Source organism: Ruegeria sp. AB10 (assembly GCF_056542745.1).
The window spans coordinates 455457-475831 of sequence record NZ_JBQGAI010000002.1 but is presented as its reverse complement, the minus strand read 5'-3'; the positions used below and the strand labels follow the sequence as shown (position 1 = coordinate 475831).

23 protein-coding genes are annotated in these 20375 nt (G+C 61.0%); 10 read left to right on the top strand and 13 right to left on the bottom strand.

What is annotated here, in order from left to right:
• The first annotated feature begins 4 nt into the window (after positions 1–4).
• Genes ACR0NT_RS07355 through upp form a run of 4 tightly spaced genes read left to right on the top strand, consistent with a single transcriptional unit; the run spans position 5 to position 4132 of the window.
• Positions 5–1312 (top strand): thymidine phosphorylase, encoded by a 1308-nt coding sequence (locus ACR0NT_RS07355; RefSeq protein WP_170672132.1) that lies wholly within the window; start codon positions 5–7, stop codon positions 1310–1312.
• Positions 1309–2520: a phosphopentomutase gene (locus tag ACR0NT_RS07350; protein ID WP_170672130.1), complete on the top strand. Its 1212-nt coding sequence runs from the start codon at positions 1309–1311 to the stop codon at positions 2518–2520. Before ACR0NT_RS07355 ends, ACR0NT_RS07350 begins: the two co-directional genes overlap by 4 nt.
• On the top strand, positions 2517–3503 hold the full coding sequence (locus ACR0NT_RS07345) for an adenosine deaminase (protein WP_170672128.1): 987 nt from the start codon (positions 2517–2519) through the stop codon (positions 3501–3503). The genes ACR0NT_RS07350 and ACR0NT_RS07345 overlap by 4 nt, the downstream gene beginning before the upstream one ends.
• A complete protein-coding gene (gene upp, locus ACR0NT_RS07340) occupies positions 3500–4132 on the top strand; it encodes a uracil phosphoribosyltransferase (protein ID WP_170672126.1) in 633 nt (210 codons plus the stop codon). Before ACR0NT_RS07345 ends, upp begins: the two co-directional genes overlap by 4 nt.
• Positions 4133–4135: 3 nt before the next feature.
• On the opposite strand, the gene ACR0NT_RS07335 is transcribed toward upp, so the two are convergent.
• The gene (locus tag ACR0NT_RS07335; RefSeq protein WP_170672124.1) at positions 4136–5152 is read right to left on the bottom strand and encodes a hypothetical protein; all 1017 of its coding nucleotides are present in this window, start codon (positions 5150–5152) and stop codon (positions 4136–4138) included.
• Between the two features lie 140 nt (positions 5153–5292).
• Here ACR0NT_RS07335 and ACR0NT_RS07330 point away from each other — a divergent pair, with 140 nt between their 5' ends.
• From ACR0NT_RS07330 to ACR0NT_RS07320, 3 genes are all read left to right on the top strand, one after another.
• Positions 5293–6219 carry a DMT family transporter gene (locus ACR0NT_RS07330; RefSeq protein WP_170443017.1) on the top strand — a complete coding sequence of 309 codons (927 nt, stop codon included), beginning with the start codon at positions 5293–5295 and terminating at the stop codon, positions 6217–6219.
• Positions 6216–6878, top strand: a complete 663-nt coding sequence (locus tag ACR0NT_RS07325; RefSeq protein ID WP_170672122.1) for a sulfotransferase family 2 domain-containing protein — start codon at positions 6216–6218, stop codon at positions 6876–6878. Before ACR0NT_RS07330 ends, ACR0NT_RS07325 begins: the two co-directional genes overlap by 4 nt.
• Before the next feature lie 173 nt (positions 6879–7051).
• A complete protein-coding gene (locus ACR0NT_RS07320; RefSeq protein WP_480442822.1) occupies positions 7052–7810 on the top strand; it encodes a Hint domain-containing protein in 759 nt (252 codons plus the stop codon).
• 65 nt (positions 7811–7875) lie between these two features.
• On the opposite strand, the gene ACR0NT_RS07315 is transcribed toward ACR0NT_RS07320, so the two are convergent.
• The 8 genes from ACR0NT_RS07315 to ACR0NT_RS07280 all read right to left on the bottom strand — a co-directional run bounded on the left by ACR0NT_RS07315 (position 7876) and on the right by ACR0NT_RS07280 (position 15839).
• Positions 7876–10077: a 3-hydroxyacyl-CoA dehydrogenase NAD-binding domain-containing protein gene (locus ACR0NT_RS07315; RefSeq protein ID WP_170672120.1), complete on the bottom strand. Its 2202-nt coding sequence runs from the start codon at positions 10075–10077 to the stop codon at positions 7876–7878.
• The gene (locus ACR0NT_RS07310; RefSeq protein WP_170672118.1) at positions 10070–10558 is read right to left on the bottom strand and encodes a cupin domain-containing protein; all 489 of its coding nucleotides are present in this window, start codon (positions 10556–10558) and stop codon (positions 10070–10072) included. The genes ACR0NT_RS07315 and ACR0NT_RS07310 overlap by 8 nt, the downstream gene beginning before the upstream one ends.
• Positions 10558–11769, bottom strand: coding sequence for an acetyl-CoA C-acetyltransferase (locus tag ACR0NT_RS07305; RefSeq protein WP_170443024.1), 1212 nt, complete (start codon positions 11767–11769; stop codon positions 10558–10560). Before ACR0NT_RS07305 ends, ACR0NT_RS07310 begins: the two co-directional genes overlap by 1 nt.
• Positions 11770–11780: 11 nt before the next feature.
• Complete coding sequence (locus ACR0NT_RS07300; protein WP_170443026.1) at positions 11781–12419, bottom strand: glutathione S-transferase; 639 nt, start codon at positions 12417–12419, stop codon at positions 11781–11783.
• A gap of 281 nt (positions 12420–12700) precedes the next feature.
• Positions 12701–12913, bottom strand: a complete 213-nt coding sequence (locus ACR0NT_RS07295) for a hypothetical protein (RefSeq protein ID WP_170443028.1) — start codon at positions 12911–12913, stop codon at positions 12701–12703.
• Between the two features lie 53 nt (positions 12914–12966).
• A complete protein-coding gene (locus ACR0NT_RS07290) occupies positions 12967–14748 on the bottom strand; it encodes an acyl-CoA dehydrogenase C-terminal domain-containing protein (RefSeq protein ID WP_170672116.1) in 1782 nt (593 codons plus the stop codon).
• 46 nt (positions 14749–14794) lie between these two features.
• Positions 14795–15196, bottom strand: a complete 402-nt coding sequence (locus tag ACR0NT_RS07285) for a MerR family transcriptional regulator (RefSeq protein WP_170443032.1) — start codon at positions 15194–15196, stop codon at positions 14795–14797.
• Between the two features lie 274 nt (positions 15197–15470).
• On the bottom strand, positions 15471–15839 hold the full coding sequence (locus ACR0NT_RS07280) for a MerR family transcriptional regulator (protein ID WP_170443034.1): 369 nt from the start codon (positions 15837–15839) through the stop codon (positions 15471–15473).
• A gap of 114 nt (positions 15840–15953) precedes the next feature.
• Here ACR0NT_RS07280 and ACR0NT_RS07275 point away from each other — a divergent pair, with 114 nt between their 5' ends.
• Genes ACR0NT_RS07275 through ACR0NT_RS07265 form a run of 3 tightly spaced genes read left to right on the top strand, consistent with a single transcriptional unit; the run spans position 15954 to position 18214 of the window.
• Positions 15954–16373, top strand: coding sequence for a PaaI family thioesterase (locus tag ACR0NT_RS07275; protein ID WP_170443036.1), 420 nt, complete (start codon positions 15954–15956; stop codon positions 16371–16373).
• Positions 16373–16891: a PaaI family thioesterase gene (locus ACR0NT_RS07270; RefSeq protein ID WP_170443038.1), complete on the top strand. Its 519-nt coding sequence runs from the start codon at positions 16373–16375 to the stop codon at positions 16889–16891. Before ACR0NT_RS07275 ends, ACR0NT_RS07270 begins: the two co-directional genes overlap by 1 nt.
• A gap of 6 nt (positions 16892–16897) precedes the next feature.
• A complete protein-coding gene (locus ACR0NT_RS07265) occupies positions 16898–18214 on the top strand; it encodes an MATE family efflux transporter (protein WP_170672114.1) in 1317 nt (438 codons plus the stop codon).
• On the opposite strand, the gene arsC is transcribed toward ACR0NT_RS07265, so the two are convergent.
• The 4 genes from arsC to ACR0NT_RS07245 are packed head-to-tail and all read right to left on the bottom strand — an operon-like array spanning position 18211 to position 20370.
• Positions 18211–18552 (bottom strand): arsenate reductase (glutaredoxin), encoded by a 342-nt coding sequence (arsC, locus tag ACR0NT_RS07260; protein WP_170443042.1) that lies wholly within the window; start codon positions 18550–18552, stop codon positions 18211–18213. The genes ACR0NT_RS07265 and arsC overlap by 4 nt on opposite strands.
• On the bottom strand, positions 18549–19607 hold the full coding sequence (locus ACR0NT_RS07255; RefSeq protein ID WP_170672113.1) for a quinone-dependent dihydroorotate dehydrogenase: 1059 nt from the start codon (positions 19605–19607) through the stop codon (positions 18549–18551). The genes arsC and ACR0NT_RS07255 overlap by 4 nt, the downstream gene beginning before the upstream one ends.
• Positions 19604–20035, bottom strand: a complete 432-nt coding sequence (locus tag ACR0NT_RS07250) for a DUF1330 domain-containing protein (RefSeq protein ID WP_170672112.1) — start codon at positions 20033–20035, stop codon at positions 19604–19606. Before ACR0NT_RS07250 ends, ACR0NT_RS07255 begins: the two co-directional genes overlap by 4 nt.
• A complete protein-coding gene (locus ACR0NT_RS07245; RefSeq protein WP_170443048.1) occupies positions 20032–20370 on the bottom strand; it encodes a DUF952 domain-containing protein in 339 nt (112 codons plus the stop codon). The genes ACR0NT_RS07250 and ACR0NT_RS07245 overlap by 4 nt, the downstream gene beginning before the upstream one ends.
• Positions 20371–20375: the final 5 nt, after the last annotated feature.

Below are 20375 nucleotides of genomic sequence, written 5' to 3'. Positions count from 1 at the left end.
GGCCATGGACGCCCGTTCGATCATAGCAAAACTGCGCCGGGGGCAGGTGCCCACCGGCGCGGAACTGACGTGGTTCGCGCAAGGTTTGGCCGATGGCGGCGTCAGCGACGCGCAGGCCGGAGCCTTTGCCATGGCCGTCTGCATGGGCGGACTGGGCGCGCAGGGGCGCGCCGATCTGACAGTCGCCATGCGCGACAGCGGCGACGTGCTGAGCTGGAATTTCGACGGCCCGGTGATCGACAAACACTCGACCGGTGGGGTGGGTGACAGCGTTTCTCTGGTTTTGGCGCCTGCATTGGCCGAACTCGGCGCATATGTTCCGATGATCTCGGGCCGGGGGCTGGGCCATACCGGTGGTACGCTGGACAAGCTGGAATCCATTCCCGGCGTCAGCACCCAGATCGGGCAGGAACGTCTGACCCAGATCCTGCGCGACACGGGTGCGGCTATTGTCGGTGCGACGGGGCAGATAGCGCCGGCGGACAAGCGGCTTTATGCGATCCGCGATGTGACGGCGACGGTGGAAAGCCTGGACCTGATCACTGCCTCGATCCTGTCCAAGAAACTGGCCGCCAGCCCCGAAGCACTGGTGCTGGATGTCAAGGTCGGCTCTGGCGCGTTCATGAAGACGCTTGAGGATGCCCGCAGTCTGGCGCGCGCCCTGACGGAAACGGCCAATGCGGCGGGGTGCCGGACCTCGGCCGTGATCACGGACATGCACCAACCTTTAGCCCCCGCGCTGGGCAACGCGCTGGAAGTGGCCGAGGTGATGAATGTTCTGACCAAGGCGTATGACGCACCCTTGGCCGAAATCTCGGCGGAGTTGGGCGGAGTGTTGCTGGCCGATGCGGGCATGTTCGCGACCGCTGATGAAGGGCGGGACAAGATCACCGACGTCATCCGCGACGGCCGCGCGGCCGAACGGTTTGGCCGCATGATGGCAGCTGTCGGCGGGCCGTTGCAGTTTGTCGATAACTGGTCCCGCTACCTGCCCGAAGCCAGCGTAATCCTTGAGGTGGCCGCTGATACCAGCGGCTATGTCACCGCAATAGATGGCGAGGCGCTGGGCCTGTCCGTGGTTGCGCTGGGCGGCGGTCGGCAGGTCGAAGATGACGTGATCGACCCAGCAGTTGGCCTGTCGGATATTGCCCGGCTGGGTGACAGGATCGATAAGGGCGCGCCTTTGGCGATAGTCCATGCGGCGCGTGAAGACGCCGCGCGACGGGCCGCTGAGGCGGTGAAAAAGGCCATAACAATCAGTCCAGATGCAGGGCAGATGCCGGTGCTTGTACATGAAAGGATCCTATCGTGACCCGCGCCTTTCTTGTCGTAATGGATTCAGTAGGCATCGGCGGCGCGCCGGATGCCGATCGGTTCTTTAATGGCGAAACTCCCGATACCGGCGCGAACACTCTGGCCCATATCGCACAGGCCTGCGCCGAAGGGCGGGCCGAGCAGGGACGTTCTGGTCTGCTGAACCTGCCCAATCTGGATGCGCTTGGCTTGGGGGCCGCGACGCGTTTGGCCTCGAGCGCGGAAACGCCCGGATTGCTGACCGAACCCGGAGGTTTGTGGGGGTGCGCGCGCGAGTTTTCTCCGGGCAAGGACACGCCCTCGGGCCATTGGGAACTGGCCGGGCTGCCGGTGCCGTGGGACTGGCACTATTTCCCGGACAAAACGCCGTCCTTTCCCACCGATTTGAGCCGCGCTGCTGCCGAGGCCGCCGGAACCGACGGCATTCTGGGTGACTGTCATGCCTCGGGCACAGCGATCATTGCCGAGTTGGGGGCCGAGCATATGCGCACGGGATGGCCGATCTGCTACACCTCGGCCGACAGTGTCTTTCAGATCGCGGCGCATGAAGAGAGCTTTGGCCTCGACCGCCTGCTGGACATGTGCATGGCGCTGGCCCCGCGTCTGCATGAAATGAAAGTGGGGCGGGTCATCGCACGGCCCTTTGTTGGCTCGCCCGAACAGGGTTTTGCCCGCACCACAAACCGCAAGGATTTCGCCATCCTGCCGCCTGCGCCGGTCCTGACCAACTGGGCGCAGGATGCCGGGCGGCGCGTACACGCGGTGGGCAAGATCGGCGACATCTTCTCGATGCAGGGGATCGATACGCTGCACAAGGGCTCGGACGCCGATCTGATGGGGCACCTGTCCGATCTGGTCGATGAGGCCGAAGAGGGCAGCTTGACCTTCGCCAATTTTGTCGAATTCGACAGCCTCTATGGTCATCGCCGCGACATCAGCGGTTACGCCCGCGCGCTGGAGTGGTTCGACCGCGAGATCGGTGCCATTTTGGCTCGGCTGCGCCCCGGCGACCTGATGCTGTTGACCGCTGATCACGGCAATGATCCCAGCTGGATCGGCACCGACCACACGCGCGAACAAGTGCCCGTACTGATCGCCGGGCACGGCGCTGGTCAGATCGGCGCGATCAATTTCGCCGACGTTGCCGCCAGTATCGCGGCTCACTTGAACATTCCGGCACAAGGGCCGGGGAAGAGTTTCCTATGACCGTCGCTGATCTGCCCAAGATCGAACTTCACCTGCACCACGAAGGCGCGGCGCCGCCCGCGTTCATCCGTCAGTTGGCGCATGAAAAACGCATCGACCTGAGCGGGATTTTCAAACCTGACGGCAGCTATGACTTCCGCGACTTCGCGCATTTTCTCAGCGTCTACGAGGCTGCCTGCGAAGTGTTGAAAACTCCCGAGGATTTCCGTCGTCTGACGATGGCGATCCTCGAGGAAAGTGCTGCCAATGGTGTGGTCTACTCTGAAACCTTCCTGAGCCCCGATTTCTGTGGTGGCGGCGACCTGCACGCCTGGCGCGACTACCTGAATGCCATTCAGGATGCGGCGGATGAGGCCGAGCGCAAGTTCGGCATCACGCTGCGCGGCGTCGCGACTTGCGTGCGCCATTTCGGGCCGGAACAGGCCAAACGCAGCGCCTATTGCGCCGCCGAGACTGCGGGGGACTGGATCACCGGATTTGGTATGGGCGGCAACGAATCCTTTGGCACGCAGGGCGATTACAAATGGGCTTTCGATTGCGCCCGTGAGGCCGGGCTGCGCCTGACCACCCACGCCGGAGAGTTCGGCGGGCCCGAAAGTGTGCGTGATGCGTTGCGCGATCTGGGGGTCGAACGTGTGGGTCACGGCGTTCGTGCCATCGAAGACCCCGACCTGATCCGCGAACTGGTCGACCGTGAGGTGACGCTTGAGGTGTGTCCGGGCTCGAACGTGGTTCTGGGCCTGTTCCCAGATATTGCAGCGCACCCGATTGCCCGGTTGCGCGACCACGGGGTCAACGTCACTATCTCAACCGACGACCCGCCGTTTTTCCACACCACCATGCGGCGTGAATATGAGATGTTAAGCCAAGCCTTCGGTTGGGAGGCCGAAGATTTTGCTGCCCTGAATGAAACGGCCCTGAACGCGGCCTTCTGTGATGAAGACACCCGTGCGCGGGTCAAGAAAAGACTGGAGAGAACATGAGCGAACACCTGACCGTCGTTGATCACCCGCTGGTGCAACACAAGCTGACGCTCATGCGGGACAAGGGCACCTCGACCGCCGCGTTCCGGCAGTTGCTGCGCGAGATCACGCTGCTGCTGGCCTATGAGGTCACGCGCGAGCTGAAGCTGACCACCCGCCACATCGAAACCCCGATGGAGGAGATGGATGCGCCCATTCTGGCCGGCAAGAAACTGGCGTTGGTGTCGATCCTGCGGGCCGGCAACGGGATGCTGGACGGGGTGCTGGAACTGGTCCCCTCGGCGCGTGTCGGGTTTGTTGGTCTGTATCGCGATGAAGAGACCCTGAAGCCGGTGCAGTATTACTTCAAGGCGCCTGAGGGGCTGAAGGATCGTCTGGTGATTGCCGTTGATCCGATGCTGGCCACCGGCAACAGTTCGGCCGCGGCAATCGATCTGCTGAAAGAGGCTGGCGCCACCGATATCCGTTTCCTCTGTCTGCTGGCCGCACCCGAAGGCGTGGCGCGCATGAAAGAGGCGCATCCGGATGTGAAAATCGTCACCGCTTCGTTGGACCGCGAGTTGAATTCGAAGGGTTACATCATGCCGGGTCTCGGAGATGCGGGTGACCGGATGTTCGGCACCAAATAGGGCTTATTCTCCGCAGATATTCTGCAGCCGGACCCAATCGCGGTCCGGCAGAACCTGTTGCAGGGGGCGGCCCGCCATCGGGTCGGCCTCGATCAGGCCCAGCACCGTTTCCCCCGTGACATCCATCGCATAGGCATAGGGCGTCGACGGCAGCGCGGCTTGCGCAAACACGTCCAGCAGATCGTCATCGGGCAGGGCCGAGCGTGGTTCGGCCAGCACTTGCTCGGTGTAATTGTCGACGATCTCGGGCGTCAGCTCGCCGGTCGTCAGCAGGCGGAAGGCGGTTGTGACGCCGGTGCGGTCCAGCAAATCGTCAAGTGGGTCCTGCGCCTGGTTTCGGGCGCGTTCAGCTATGATGTATCCGGCCGCGACCGAGGGATCCTCGTGATCCTCGACCAAGGCCCGGTTCAGCAGAACGATGCCGCCCGGCAGGCTGAGGCTGGTCTGCACCCCGGCGGGCAGAATGATGACCTTTCGCACCCCGGTGCGTGCGGCCAGTTGGTCCAGCGCCGCCTCTGCGCCCTCGGAGGTGCAGCCTCGTCCCGACACCCGCTCGATCCGGTGCAGGATCGCGTTGCCGATGTCCTGACGTTTGATTTCGGGCACGACCGAGACGACGTGGTTTTGCAAAGCCGACGGCATCCACAGCAACAACAGCGCGGCCACGGCGGCCACCACGCCCGCGACGCTGAGCCAGCGCAACCGCCCCGGATGCGGCCGCGCCCGGTCGATGGCCCGTTGCAGGCGGTCGATGGCCTCGATCATCGTGGTTTCGGTTTCGGCCAGTTCCAGCGTTTCGTCCCGGTCGCCATCGGGGTTGAAGATCGCCGGAAACACACCCGGATTCTGCCGTTCCAGCGCGGCCAGAGACCAATGGGTCAGAGCCTGTTCGTTGAAATCCGAGATCTTCAGCGTGGCCTCACCAAGCGACACCACGACCTCTCGCCGCTGTATATCGGGCGAGGGGCGCCACAGACCGGTGGCTTCGATCCGCTGGTACTGTTTAAGTGCCGTCTTCAAGATGAGGTATGCTCGTGATTATTTTGGCTTAGCTTAGCATGGTAAAATCCAAAGGCGCAAACCTGTTGCGCCTGGATTGTGAAATGTGCTGGATAGCATGATGCGCGGCATTCCATGCCGCTTTTCAACCGGGGCTTCGAATGCAGGCGGACACTCAGACCTCACCGATTTTGGCCTCGGTCCTGATGGTTGCTGCGATGGCAATCATCGGGGTCATCGACAACGTCGTGATCCTGCTGTCCGAAACGATTGGCCTGTGGCAATTCCACCTGAGCCGCGCCCTGCTGATGCTGCCGCTGATCGGTGGCCTGTCCCTGTTGGGAATGGGCAGTTTGCGCCCGCAGCGGCTGGGGCCGGTCATCCTGCGCAGCGTTCTGATCACGCTGGCAATGCTGTTCTATTTTGCCTCGCTGGCGTTGATGCCGATTGCGCAGGCGCTGGCGGGGCTGTTCACCTCACCGATCTTCGTGCTGCTGATCTCAGCCGTTGCGATGGGGCAAAGGATCGGCCCGTGGCGCATTCTGGCCGTTCTGATCGGGTTTGCCGGTATCCTGTGCGTGTTGCAGCCCAACCCCTATGAATTCGACGCCCAAACCCTGCTGCCCGTGGCCGGAGGGTTTTTCTATGCGCTCAGTTCCATCATCACGCGTACCCAATGCGCGCAGGAAAGCACGGTGGCGCTGCTGGTGGCGATGATCCTGACCCTTGGGCTGGCCGGGGCGATTGGCCTGACCGTGTTTTCGACCCTGCCGCATTCCTTTGCTGACGGTTTCGTGACGCGAGGGATGGTTTGGGATATGCAACCGGCGCTGAAATGGATCGTCGTGCAGGCGGTCGGGTCGACGATAGCGGTTTTTATGCTGATCAAAGCCTATCAGATCGGTGAAACCTCCTATGTCGCGGTGTTCGAGTATTCTGTGATGATCTTCGGCCCTTTGTTCGCCTGGGTCGCGCTGGGGCAGGTGATCGGCGTCATGCAGATCGCCGGGATCGGGCTGATCGCCGCAGCCGGGGCGCTGCTGGGCTGGCGGTCCAGGCGCGCTGGTGCATTGGGAGAGACAGTGTGATCATCTCGCGCGGGCGCGGCTATGTGTTCGTTCACATCCCCAAAACGGGCGGCACGTCGCTGGCGCAGGCATTAGAGCAGCGGGCGATGAAGGATGACATCCTGTTCGGGGATACACCCAAGGCCGTGAAGCGCCGCAAGCGGGCCAGGGCGCTGACGGGCAGGGGGCGGTTATGGAAACACTCGACGCTGGCGGATATCGACGGGGTTCTGACGGTTGAGGAGCTACAGGCCATGACCGCATTCACCCTGGTGCGCAACCCGTGGGATCGGATCGTCAGCTATTACCACTGGTTACGCGCGCAGAGCTTTGATCACATGGCGGTCTCGCTGGCAAAGTCACTGCCCTTCGATGGGTTTGTGCGGCATCCCGACATAGGGCGATCTTTCCGGCTGCACCCAGCCCGCCGTTACATGACCCGCGCCGATGGGGTCGAGCAGTGCAGGTTTTTCATCCGATTGGAGCATTTCGAACAGGACGCGGCCCCCTTGTTCCACCATCTTGGATTCCATGTGACCTTGCCCCACCTCAACCCGTCCGGGCGGCATGCAGATTACCGCAGTTACTATTCCGACCAGTCAGCTGCGGCGGTTGCCGAAGCCTGTGCCGAGGACATCGCCAGATTCGGATATGCATTTGATCCACCGCAGGGCGTATAGTTTCCAGATTGAGTCCAATGCCGCTAACACTTGAATTGTTGTTCATATTTTGCGGGATTGGCGGGCCTGAAATGGTCTAAATTGGGCCATAATATGTCAAAAATAAGTCGCGCCGCCAAATCCTGTGATACTCATTAACCTTAGTTTTTTGTGTGTAATAGGTGGGTGGGTTCTTGTTGAAGATTGAGAGTGTCATAGATTTTGCCGAAAGGTCTGAATACCAGGGGAACGCCAAGCCACAGGCTGCGCTGAACGCGCGTCGGGGTGGGCTGGTACATGGGACCAAAGTTGCAACAAAAGGTGGGTGGAAACTGGTCGAAGATCTGCAGGCCGGTGACCTCGTTCGTACTTTGGACAATGGTTTCAGGCCAGTAAGCCGTGTTGCGACAGATTGCATAACGGTGCCGCCCGATGAAACCAACGCCGAGAACATGCCGATCCGGGTACCGGCACAAGCGGCCTATAACGGCCGTCCGGTGTGGCTGATGCCCGAGCAGGGCGTCGCATTAGACAACACCAAGCTGGGTCATGATCCGATCGCTCTGCCCGTCAACCTGCCGATTGTTTCGGCCAGATTGCTGACAGGCTTGTTCCGGATCACCTCGGATGTGCCTGCCTCTTATTTTGACATCAGCACCCTGTTCTTCGACCAAGACGAGGTGATCTATGTTGAAGGCGGATTTCGGGCCTTTTGCCCTGCGGGCCGCTTTGGATCAGGCAGCCTCTCGGGTGAGGCTGCGTATGAGGTTGTCGTGGGTGAGGCCGCTGCTGATTTGATTTACCTGACGGCAAGGCGCGGCGATATTGGCGTTCTGGCCAATTCCCTGGGTTCGCTGCCTGCGCCGGTCTTTGATCATCCGATTGTTCCGGTGAGGCCGGTCAGGGGTGCGCGTCGGCCCGGACGGCCGGGTCGGCCTGCGATGATGATCTGAAGGGGGGACTATCTGAACCTACAAGGTGACGCTGGCGCATGGGGGGCATGCGCCAGCGTTTTTATTTAGGCAGCCTTGGCTTCGGGGGCGAAGCGGCCATAGAAGCTCTGGCCCTTTTCGGCCATCTCGCGCAGCAGCGGCGGGCAGGCAAAGCGCTCACCGTAGGCCTCGGTCAGCTGGTCACACCGCTCGGCCGCGTAGGGCGTGCCGATGATGTCTAGCCAGCTGAGCGGGCCACCCGACCAAGGCGCAAAGCCCCAGCCAAGGATCGCGCCGACATCGCCCTCGCGGATGTCTTCCAGAACGCCTTCTTCCAGCGCACGGACCGCTTCCAGTACCTGCGCGAACATCAGGCGTTCCTGCACTTCGATCAGGTCCGGCTGGTCTTTGGCGTGCGGATATTTCTCCTGCAGGCCTTTCCAGTATTCGGTGCGCTTGCCCTTGTCGTCATAGTCGAAGAAGCCCGCGTTGGCCTTGCGGCCCAGACGGCCCTGTTCCTCCATCCAGAAGATCAGATCGTCCGACGGGCTTTCCGGGTAGGCGTCGCCCATCGCCGCCTTGGTCGCGCGGGCAATCTTGGCACCCAGATCGATCGAGGTCTCGTCGGTCAGCTGGATCGGCCCCACCGGGAAGCCCAACTGGCGCGCGGCGTTGTCGATCAGCACAGGGTTCACGCCCTCGGCGATCATCCGAACACCTTCGTTGATGTAGGGAATGATGCAACGGTTGGCGTAGAAGAAGCGCGCGTCGTTGACCACGATCGGCGTTTTCCTGATCTGCCGGACGTAATCCAGCGCTTTGGCCACCGCGCGATCACCGGTTTCCTTACCCTTGATGATCTCGACCAGGAACATCTTTTCGACCGGTGAGAAGAAGTGGATGCCGATGAACTGTTCGGGCCGAGCCGAGGCTTTGGCCAGATCGGTGATCGGCAGGGTCGAAGTGTTCGAGGCAAAGATGCAATCCTCGGGGATGATCGCCTCGACCTTCTTGGTCATCTCGGCCTTGACGCCGGGGTCTTCGAACACCGCCTCGATGATCAGATCGCAGCCTTTCAGGTGCTCCAGATCAGGGGTGGCGGTGATGCGGGCCAGCAGCGCGTCTTTCTTCTCAGCCGTGGCTTTGCCGCGCTTGATACCCTTGTCCATATAGCTTTCGCTATAGGCCTTGCCCTTGTCGGCGGCTTCCTGATCGCGGTCGATCAGAACAACCTCCATCCCGGCTTGGGCTGAGACCAGAGCAATACCGGCCCCCATCATGCCCGCGCCCAGAACGCCGACTTTCTTGACCCGCTGATCGGGCACATCCTTGGGACGCACCGCGCCTTTCTCCAGCGCTTCCTTGTTCAGGAACAGCGACCGGATCATCGCCGACGAGGACGGGTTCATAAGGACATTGGTGAACCAGCGCGCTTCGATTTTCAAAGCGGTGTCAAAGTCGACCAGCGCCCCTTCGTAGATCGAGCTCAGCAGAGCCTTGGCCGCCGGGAAGGCGCCTTGGGTCTTGCCGTTCACCATCGCATTGGCGCCGACGAAGGTCATGAAACCGGCAGGGTGATAGGGCGCACCGCCGGGCATCTTGTAGCCCTTGGCGTCCCAAGGTTTGACCAGATCAGCGTCTTTGGCTTTCAGAACCCACTCTTTCGCCGCCGCAACTGGATCGTCCGACACAGCGTCAATCAACTGCGCGCCCTTGGCTTTCTTCGGGTCCATCATCTTGCCTTCCAGCAGGACGGGGGCCGCAGCCATCGCGCCAACCATGCGGCTGAAACGCATGGTGCCGCCGCCGCCGGGGAAGATGCCCAGCAGGATTTCCGGCAGGCCGATCTTGGCTTTGGGGTTCGAGGTCATGACGCGGTGATGGCAGGCCAGAGCGATCTCGGTGCCGATCCCGGCGCAGGTGCCGTTGATGGCACAGGCAATCGGCTTGCCGCCCTTCTTGGTCTTGGGGTCCATGCCCGCCAATTCCATCTTGCGCAGGATGTGGTGGCCGCCCATGACAAAATCAAACAGCGCCTGCGCCGGTTCATCACCTGCTTCCTGACGGATTGTGGCCAGCGTGTTCAGGTCCATACCGCCAGCGAATGAGCCTTCTTTGCCCGAGGTAATGACGATGCCTTTGATCTCGTCATCGTTCAGGGCATGGTCGATCAGTTGGCTGACCTCCTGAAAGGCCTCGCGGGTCAGGACGTTCATGGATTTGCCCTGGGCATCCCAAGTAACAAAGGCGACGCCGTCCGCGTCTTTGCTCAGAGTGAAATCAGTCATTGTCATCTCCAATCTGGTCAGCCGTCAGCGGGCTGCCATCTTTGCGGGTAAAGGCGAAGCCATCTGGGTCCATCTTCACCATCATGTCTATGTCGCTGTAATAGCCGGTCTCGGTCGGGGTCCGTGTGCCCACCACAAGGAATGTCGCGGGCGCATCGGTTCTGTTCACAAGGTGATGGCCGTTGGCCTCACCGGCCGGCCATGCGGCGCAATCGCCAGGCAGCATCTGATGCTCGCCATCATCGTCGATCAGGGTGCATTCACCGCTGAGCATGATGGCAAACTCGTCCTGCTCCATGTGATAGTGGCGCAGCGAGGACAGGCCGTTTGGCTCCAGCCGCACGATGTTGACCCCGAACTGGGTCAGGCCGTTAGCGTCGCCCAAGGGCTGCACATAACGGTCGTCACCTGCGCGCGCCAGTTTGCCGGGATAGCCGGACCCGTTCCGAAACGGGATTTTGGAAAGATCAATCTTGGGCATTACACACGCTCAATAATCGTTGCCGCACCCATGCCGGACGCAATGCAGAGGGTTGCGAGCCCAGTTTCCTTGTCCTGACGCTCAAGCTCATCCAGCAGCGTGCCGATGATCATCGCACCGGTCGCGCCCAGCGGGTGCCCCATCGCAATCGAGCCGCCGTTGACGTTGACCAGTGCAGGATCAACATCGAACGCCTGCTGGAACCGCAGCACCACCGAGGCAAAGGCTTCGTTCACCTCGAACAGGTCCAGATCACCGATCTTCATGCCGTTGTCCGCCAGAATCTTCTCGGTCACCGGAACCGGGCCGGTCAGCATGATGGTCGGGTCGGTACCGATCTTCGCGGTCGCCTTGATGCGGGCGCGCGGTTTCAGGCCGTATTTCTCGCCAAATTCCTTGTTCCCGATCAGCACGGCCGCAGCCCCATCCACGATGCCAGAACTGTTGCCCGCATGGTGGATATGGTTGATCCGCTCAAGATGCGGGTATTTCAGCATCGCCACCTTGTCGAAGCCCGGCATCTGCTCACCCATCATCTGGAAGGACGGGTTCAGAGCGCCCAGCGACTGCATGTCAGTGCCGGGGCGCATGTACTCGTCGCGGTCCAGAATGGTCAGGCCGTTCTGATCCTTGATGGTGATGACCGATTTCTCGAACCGGTTGTCTTCCCAAGCCGCTGCGGCGCGTTTTTGCGATTCCACCGCCAGCGCATCCGCGTCGTCACGGCTGAACCCATACTCGGTGGCGATGATATCGGCCGAGATGCCCTGCGGTACAAAATAGGTGTCCATCGCCAGCGTGGGATCGACAGCAATCGCGGCACCGTCGCTGCCCATGGCCACACGGCCCATCATTTCGACACCGCCTGCGATATAGGCTTCGCCAGCGCCGCCCTTGACCTGGTTCGCCGCCAGGTTCACGGCTTCCATGCCGGATGCACAGAAGCGGTTGATTGCCAGACCGGGAATCGACTGGTCGAGGTCGGAGGCCAGAACCGCCGAGCGCGCCAGACAGCCGCCTTGCTCCATCACCTGTGTGACGTTGCCCCAGATCACATCCTCAACGGCGTGACCTTCCAGATTGTTACGCTCTTTCATCGCGTTCAGGGTCAGGGCGGACAGGCGCACCGAGGTCACCTCGTGCAGGCTGCCATCCTTACGGCCCTTGCCGCGCGGGGTGCGCAGGGCGTCATAAATGTAAGCTTCGGTCATGGGTCTTCTCCTTAAGCTCGATCCGACGGTTTGCCGGGCATCAGGTCATATGGGTGTTTCCAGCCGGGCTGTTCGCTGAGGCGCGTCAGCCAGGCGTCGATATGGGGCCAGTCGGCGCGGTCAAAGCCGAATGGTTCCGGGTAATAGAGGTAGCCGCAGCAGCTGAGATCGGCGTTGGTCACGCCGTCGCCGACGATCCAGTCGCGGCCCTCAAGGTGGCTGTTCAGGGTTTCATAAGCAGCTTTGAGGCGGCCTTGGTTGAAACCGATGACGTCCGCATTACGGTGTTGCTCGGGCAGGAAGTTCATCAGAAACCGCGTCATTCCGGCCATCGAACTGAGCTTGTGATTGTCCCACAGCACCCAGCGAAAAATCTCGTAATTCTCATCGCGGTCCTTGCCGCCGAACTTACCCGATTTCTCGGTCACATAGGCTTGGATTGCACCGGATTGTGTCGTGCGGAATTCACCGTCGATCATGACCGGTGCTTCGCCCATCTCATTGACCCCGGCCCGGTATTCGGGCGTTCGCGTTTCACCACTGAAGAAATCCACAAAGACGGGCTCCCAATCCAGCCCGGACATCTCTAACGCCAGCGCGGCTTTGTACGAGTTCCCGCTCTCTCCGAAACAGTGAAGTTTGATGGTCATGCGATCGCCCCTCCCGTGGCGCGCGTGGATACGTTGGAATTGAGTATTTTTGAAAAGATGAAGCTCGGACGGTAACCCTTTATCAACCATGTTCCTTTTCAATGGTTGTGCGGTACAGGCTGGAGAGCCGATGACCGCAAAAGGTGAAGTCGTCCCTGTCCTGATGGCGAGTGCGCCCGGTGGCAGGGACGCATCACATTTTCATCTTTTCGAAAATACTCCCGCCGGAGGCTTCCGGCATTGCGATTTGGCGCAGTCACATGATCTTTTGTTGCCAGTTGTCATCTTTTGCGCGCCTCAAGCTCAGAATTGAAGGTCCGTAGGCGGTGGGTCAGGTTCTCCTCGTTTATGACGCTGTTGAAGTTTTCGAACAGGAAAGAGAGCGCCTCGCCTTCGTCCAGACCGGCTTCCCGAGCAAAAGCCCTGAGTTTGCGATAGCCGTCCTCGGTCATGGCGACCGGAAAGCGGCGGGTCAGGCGAAAGCGTTTTGGCATTGGGTCTCCTCCGAGAACCGGCTCCGGGGTGGGGCCCCGGAACCGGAAAGTGATCAGAAGTTTGCAGCCTCCAGCGCCATTACCGTGTCGGCGCCGGTTTGGATGCGCGACAGGTGCAACGCAGTGGCGGGCAGGCGGCGGGCCATGTAGAAACGGCCGGTGTTGATCTTGGTCTCGTAGAACTCTTTGTCCGAGGCTCCGCCGTCCAGCGCGTCTTGCGCGGCCTTGGCCATCTGTGCCCACATGAGGCCGAGGCAGACATGGCCGAACATGTGCATGAAGTCATATGAACCGGACAGTGCGTTGTTCGGGTTCTTCATGCCCTCTTGCATGAAATACATGCCAGCGGCCTGCAAATCCTTGGACGCGGCCTTCAGCGGTTCGATGAAGGCCTTGTCATAGGCTTCGTCCTTGCCGCCGTTTTCCTTGCAGAAGGTTTTGACCATGTCGAAGAAGGCCATGACGTGCTTGCCGCCATCCTGCGCCAATTTGCGGCCGACAAGGTCCAGCGCCTGCACGCCGTTTGCGCCTTCGTAGATCATCGCAATACGGGCGTCGCGGGTGTATTGCGACATGCCCCATTCCTCGATGTAGCCATGGCCGCCATAGACCTGCTGTGCCTGAACGGTCATGTCATAGCCCTGATCGGTCAGGAAGCCTTTTATAACCGGAGTCAGCAGCGAGATCAGCCCGTCCGCGTCCTTGTCGCCCGAGCGGTGCGCCTTGTCGATCATGGTCGCGCCCCACAGGATGAACGCGCGCGCGCCTTCGGTGAAGCTTTTCTGGTCCATCAGGTTGCGGCGGATATCCGGGTGCACGATGAGCGGATCGGCCGGGCCATCGGGGTTCTTCACTCCGGTCACGTCGCGGCCCTGCAGCCGGTCCTTGGCATATTCCAAGGCGTTCTGGAACGCGGCCTCGGCCTGCGACAGGCCCTGCATCCCCACACCAAGACGCGCTTCGTTCATCATTGTGAACATGGCGCGCATGCCTTTGTGTTCCTCGCCCAGCAGCCAGCCGGTCGCCTCGTCATAGTTCATGACGCAGGTCGAGTTACCGTGGATGCCCATCTTTTCCTCGATCTTGCCGACCGAGACACCGTTGCGTTCGCCCAGCGAGCCGTCTTCGTTGACGATGAACTTCGGCACGATGAACAGCGAGACACCCTTGATGCCTTCCGGTCCGCCGGGGATTTTCGCCAGCACCAGGTGGATGATGTTGTCGGCCATGTCGTGGTCACCGGACGAGATGAAAATCTTCTGGCCGGTAATCTTATAGCTGCCGTCGCCCTGCGGTTCCGCCTTGGTGCGCATCAGGCCCAGATCGGTGCCGCAATGCGGCTCGGTCAGGTTCATGGTGCCGGTCCATTCGCAGCTGACCATATTCGGCAGATAGGTGTTTTTCTGCTCTTCCGTGCCATGCGCCAGAATGGCCGAGGCGGCGCCGTGGGTCAGGCCCTGATACATCACAAACGCCTGGTTCGCGCCCGAGAACATCTCGCCCACCGCAGTACCGATCACATAGGGCATGTTCTGACCGCCATACTCTTCCGGCATGTCGAGGCCAGTCCAGCCGCCTTCCTTCATCTGCTCGAAGGCGTCCTTGAACCCGGTAGGGGTGTAGACGATGCCGTTTTCCAACCGGCATCCTTCGCTGTCGCCGACCACGTTCAGCGGATGCAGAACGTTGGTGGCAACCTTGCCGGCTTCTTCCAGAACCGCGCCGGTAAATTCGGCCTCCAGTTCGCTATAGCCTGGAATATCGGATTCCGAGACTTTCAGCACATCGTGCAGAATGAACTGAGTGTCTTTGGTTGGCGCGTTGTAGACGGGCATTTGAAGCTCCCTTAAATTCAGATGTCCGGGGATTGAGCCGCAGGGGTTAACCGACGGCCTTTTTCTCGTTGTTGATAGAGGCGATGACTTTTTCGCCCCAGCGCAGCTGCTCTTTCAGATCGTCAATGGCTTGCGTCAGCTCCTCACGGCGGGCTTCCATGTCGGATAGACGTTCGCGTGCGATTTCAATCGTTCGGACCATCTGGGTCTTTTGTTGGTCACCCACATGGTACAGGTCCAGCAATTGCCGGATTTCCTCCAGGCTGAAGCCGAAACGCTTGCCGCGCAGGATCAGTTTCAGGCGCGCCCGGTCGCGTTTGGTGAACAGGCGTTTCTGGCCCTCGCGGATCGGAAACAAAAGTTCCTTTGCCTCGTAAAAACGCAAGGTGCGCGGCGTGACCTCGTAGGTCTCGCACATTTCACGGATGGTCATCAGGTCTTCGGTCATGGTTTCAGCACTCTCGTCACTGGCGTCTATCAAAGTCAGGTGCGCAGTCGATGCGCACGTTACAACACGTAGATGACGTTCACGTAATGCAAACGCTACGTCACATTGAAAGTTGACGTAGCATCCTTTCGCGTCAAGGTGCCTGATGTGCGGGTTTTGGGAATTGACGTAACGGAATTTCAGCCGAAGGCGCCGGGTATCTGGTGAGAAAACACAACCGGACGGCCCAGGGGCCGCAATGCTGGGCGTTAGTCGTCAGAAAAAGTGGGTGGGTTCAGCCCAGCGACTTGGCGGTCTGGTCGCGCAGACGCTGGAGCTCGTCCATCGCCTCATCTAGTTGCTGTCGCTGCTTCTGCAGTTCCGGCATCTGTCGGTCAGCCAGTTTTATGAACTCGGCCATCTGGGCCTGATTGCCCTGATCTTCGTAGATCAGCAGCCATTGGCGAATCTCTTCCAGCGAGAATCCAAACAGGCGTCCGCGCATGATCAGCTTCATCCGTGCGCATTCACGGGGGCCATAATACCGGCTGCGGCCTTCGCGTTCCGGCTGAAGCAGCTCGATATACTCATAGTAACGCAAGGTGCGCTTGGTTACGTCGAACTCTTCGCACATCTCGTTTAATGACAAACGGTTGTCGGTCATTCTCGGCCTCCTAGGCTGCAAACTAGGCCGTCGTCACGGCAAGCGCAACAGGCGGTCTTGCTCTTTTGCAAGGCACAGGCTCATAAAGAAAGAAATCGAGGGGGACACCACGACATGGTCGATAAAGTAGAAATTGCGCGCCGGTTCATCGAGGCGATCCCGCACGCCAAGGCGCTGGGGCTGAAGCTGACCACAATCAGCGATGGAGAGGCCGCGATTTCGATGCCGTACAACGCCGAGCTGATCGGAGACCCCCGAACCGGCGTCATCCACGGTGGTGCCGTGTTTGCCGCATTGGACACCTGCTGCGGAGCGGCCGTCATGTGCCACCCCTCGGCGCCCGGAGGGACTGCCACGATTGATTTAAGGATCGACTACATGCGCGCCGCAACACCGGGGCAGACCATCACCGCTCATGCCACCTGCTATCACATCACCCGCAATGTCGCCTTCGTCCGGGCCACGGCGATGGACGAGAATCAGGACCTTCCCGTAGCAACCGCCGCGGGTTCCTTTACGGTGGAGGGTCTGTGATGGCGCGTCCCCGTCCCGAACCTATGCAGGTGGTCAAGCAACGCCGCGACGCGGCCCTGAACGCAATTGTCGAAGGGGTGCCGTATATCCGGTTCCTGAATATCACGTTTGACCGGCGCGGCGACGAACTGACCGGAGTGCTTAATTTCGATGACAAGCTGATTGGAAACCCCTTGCTGCCTGCCTTACACGGTGGGGTCACCGCGGCATTCCTTGAGGTCACCGCCGTCATCACACTGAGTTGGGAGTATTTCTTTCCCATGATCGAAAGCGGTGAGATCGAAGCGGAAGAGCTGTTCAAGGCCGACTCGGTGCGCTTTCCCAAGACCGTCGATTTCACCGTGGACTACCTGCGCTCGGGCCTGCCGCGCGATGCGTATGCGCGGGCTTTTGTCAGCCGGTCCGGCAGGCGTTATGCCTCGGTCCGGGTCGAGGCTTGGCAGGACAATCACGCGCGTCCGATTGCGCAGGCGACCGGGCATTTCCTGATGCCGCAGTCCAAACCCAAAGCGGGGTAACTTATCGTGCAGACTGCTTCGGCACCTCTCACCCATAAACGGGTGCTGAAGATCGCGGTGCCGATCGTACTGTCCAATGCGACGGTACCCATTCTGGGGGCTGTCGATACCGGGGTGGTTGGCCAGATGGGGCAGGCGGCGCCCATCGGTGCCGTGGGCATGGGCGCGGTTATTCTGGCGACGATCTATTGGATATTCGGCTTTTTGCGCATGGGGACGACGGGGCTGGCTGCGCAGGCGCGCGGGGCTGGGGATACCGCCGAGACCGGCGCCTTGCTGATGCGCGGGCTGTTGTTGGGCGGCGCGGCGGGGCTGTTCTTTATCCTGACGCAGATCTGGGTGTTCTGGGGCGCGTTCGCCCTGTCGCCCGCCAGCCCCGAGGTCGAGTCGCTGACGCGGGATTACCTGCAAATCCGCATCTGGGGCGCACCGGCTACGATTGCTCTTTATGCGGTGACCGGCTGGCTGATCGCGGTCGAGCGGACACGCGGCGTGTTCCTGTTACAGGTCTGGATGAACGGGCTGAATATCCTGCTGGACCTGTGGTTTGTGCTGGGGCTTGGCTGGGGCGTCGAAGGTGTCGCCATTGCCACGCTGATCGCCGAATGGACCGGGTTGGCGCTGGGCTTATGGCTGTGCCGCGATGCGTTTCAGGGCAACCAGTGGCGTGACTGGCCTCGGATATTCGATGCGGCCCGGCTGCGGCGGATGGTGCAGGTGAACACGGATATCATGATCCGTTCGGTCCTGCTGACCGGGGCGTTTACCACGTTTCTGTTCGTTGGCTCAGATCTGGGCGATGTGAACCTTGCAGCCAATCAGGTGCTGCTGCAATTCCTTGAAATCACCGCCTTTGCGCTGGATGGTTTTGCTTTCTCTGCCGAGGCCCTGGTCGGCAGCGCCGCGGGTGCGCGCGACCGGTATCAGGTGCGTCGCGCGTCGATCATGGCCTCGCAATGGGGTGTGGGCGGAGCGTTTGCGCTGGGCGCTGTGTTCTATCTGGCCGGACCGGCCCTGATCGACCTGATGACCACCTCGCCCGAGGTGCGGCTGGCCGCGCGGGATTATCTGATCTGGGCTGCTCTGGCCCCTGCGATCGGGGTGGCAAGTTGGATGTTCGACGGCATCTACATCGGGGCCACATGGACCCGCGCCATGCGCAACGCGATGATCCAGTCGGTCGCGATCTATATCGTCGCGCTGTTCATTCTTGTACCGACGCTGGGCAATCACGGGCTGTGGGCCGCGCTGATGGTTCTGAACATCGCGCGCGGTATCACGCTGGGCTGGCGCTATCCCCGGCTTGAGGCGCAGGTGGCTTAAAGCAGCGTCAGCAGGTTCTCGGGCGGACGTCCGATGGCGGCCTTGTCACCGGCAATGGCCAAAGGTCGCTCGATCAGGATCGGGTTTTCGGCCATGGCAGTGATCAGGTCATCCGCGGACGTGTCCTTTGTCAGGCCCAGTTCCTTGAATCGCTTTTCTCCGGTCCGCATCATATCGATGGCATCGATACCCAGCCGATCCAGCACCGCACGAATCTCATTCGCCGAGGGCGCATCCTCAAGGTATTTGCGCACTTCGACCTGCGCGCCGTTCTCTTCCAGCAGCGCCAGCCCGGCGCGGGATTTCGAACAGCGCGGGTTATGCCAATATGCGATCACAGCCAGTCCTCTCGTTTGCTTCCAACGGCTTGCGCGACAGAGTTGAACCCGTCCCGTGCCAGTAGTTCATCCAAGCCCTGTGCAATCTCAGCGGCCAGAGATATCCCGCCATAAACCAGAGCCGTGTAAAACTGCACGGCGGACGCTCCGGCGCAAATCTTGGCATAGGCCTGTTCCGCATTGCTGATGCCGCCCACGCCGATCAAGGGAATTTTCCCCTCGGTCAGGTTGCTAAGCCGAGCCAGAACCCGCGTCGATTTCTCGAACAGCGGGGCACCGGACAGCCCGCCAGTCTCGCCCTTATGGGCGCTGTTCAACCTGTCACGGGACAGGGTGGTGTTGGTAGCGATCACCGCATCCACACCGGTTTCCGAGGTAACCTCGGCGATGTCCTGCAATTCCGCCTCGGTCAGGTCAGGCGCGATCTTCAGGAAAATCGGGATCGGACGCGGCAGCGTGTTGCGCGTCTCAATGACACCACCCAGCAGCGCGCCAAGCGCGGCCTTGCCCTGCAGATCCCGCAGCTTCTCGGTGTTGGGGGACGAGACATTGACCGTGCCGAAATCCAAATGTGCGGCGCAATGGGCCAGCACTTTGGCAAAATCGCCGGGGCGGTCGTCACTGTCCTTGTTCGCGCCGAGGTTCAGACCGATCACCGCTTCTTTGGGGCGATCGGCCAGACGGTTTGCCATCACCTCCATGCCTTCGTTGTTGAAGCCAAAGCGGTTGATGGCGGCCTTGTCCTCGGACAGGCGGAACAGGCGGGGTTTTGGATTGCCGGGCTGCGGGCGCGGAGTGACGGCGCCGACTTCGATAAAGCCGAAACCGGTGCGGGACAGAGGCGTCAGAACCTCTCCGTTCTTGTCGAAGCCTGCGGCCAAACCGACCGGGTTGGGCAGGTCCAAACCAGCCACCCGGGTTTTCAACCGGGACGAGGTCACCGGACCCGGCATCGGGGCCAGCCCGGCCTTCAATGCCTTGATCGACATGCCATGAGCAGCTTCGGGGTCCATCTTGTGCAGGACGGCAAGCCCCAGTTTCTCGGTCAGTTTCATCCGAAAGCCTCTCCGCTTTGGGTGGGTGCGCAGCGGATCAGGCGTGAGGTTTCAACCGCCGCCTGCCGATGTATGACGGCTGTCTGGTAAACCGGGTCGGTCACCATCTCCAGGAACGCGTGTGCCGTTGGATAGCGGGCGATGAACACCTCGTCCCATGCCTCATCCTGCGGGCCGATCAGCGTGGTCTGATATGCGCCGCGCCACAGGATCGACGCGCCCAGCCGCGCGATGATCGGGGCGGTCTCGGCACCATAGTTGCGATAGGCCTGCGCGCCGGTCAGCCCGGCCTCTGCCAGCTCGTGCCCGGCGGGATAGGCGGCCTTGTCACGGAACTTCACCAGATTCAGCATCTCGATCGGGTGATCGCGGTCCAACGCCTTGAACGCCTCGAACTGGGCGCGGTCGGGGTCGATGTACGCGGTCATGCCATCTCTGCCGGGAACTGGTGCACTTGCCCGTCAAAGGGCAGGGGGCGTGACCACACGATATCCGTCATGCGAATCTGACGGTAGAGATGCGGGAACAGGGCGCCGCCGCGCGACACCTCCCATTTCAGGTCCTCGCCCATCGCCTCAGCGTCGCAGGCCAGCAGGGTCAGCCCCTCGACCCCGGCGAAATGCTTGGCTGCGGTCTCTGCGGCCTGTTCGGCGGTCGAGAAATGGACATAACCGTCGGATACATCAATCGGCGCGCCGTCCGAGGCACCCTGATCCTGCAAAACGGCCCATTCGTCGGCCCGGAAAATCTTGTAAATCAGCATGAGGT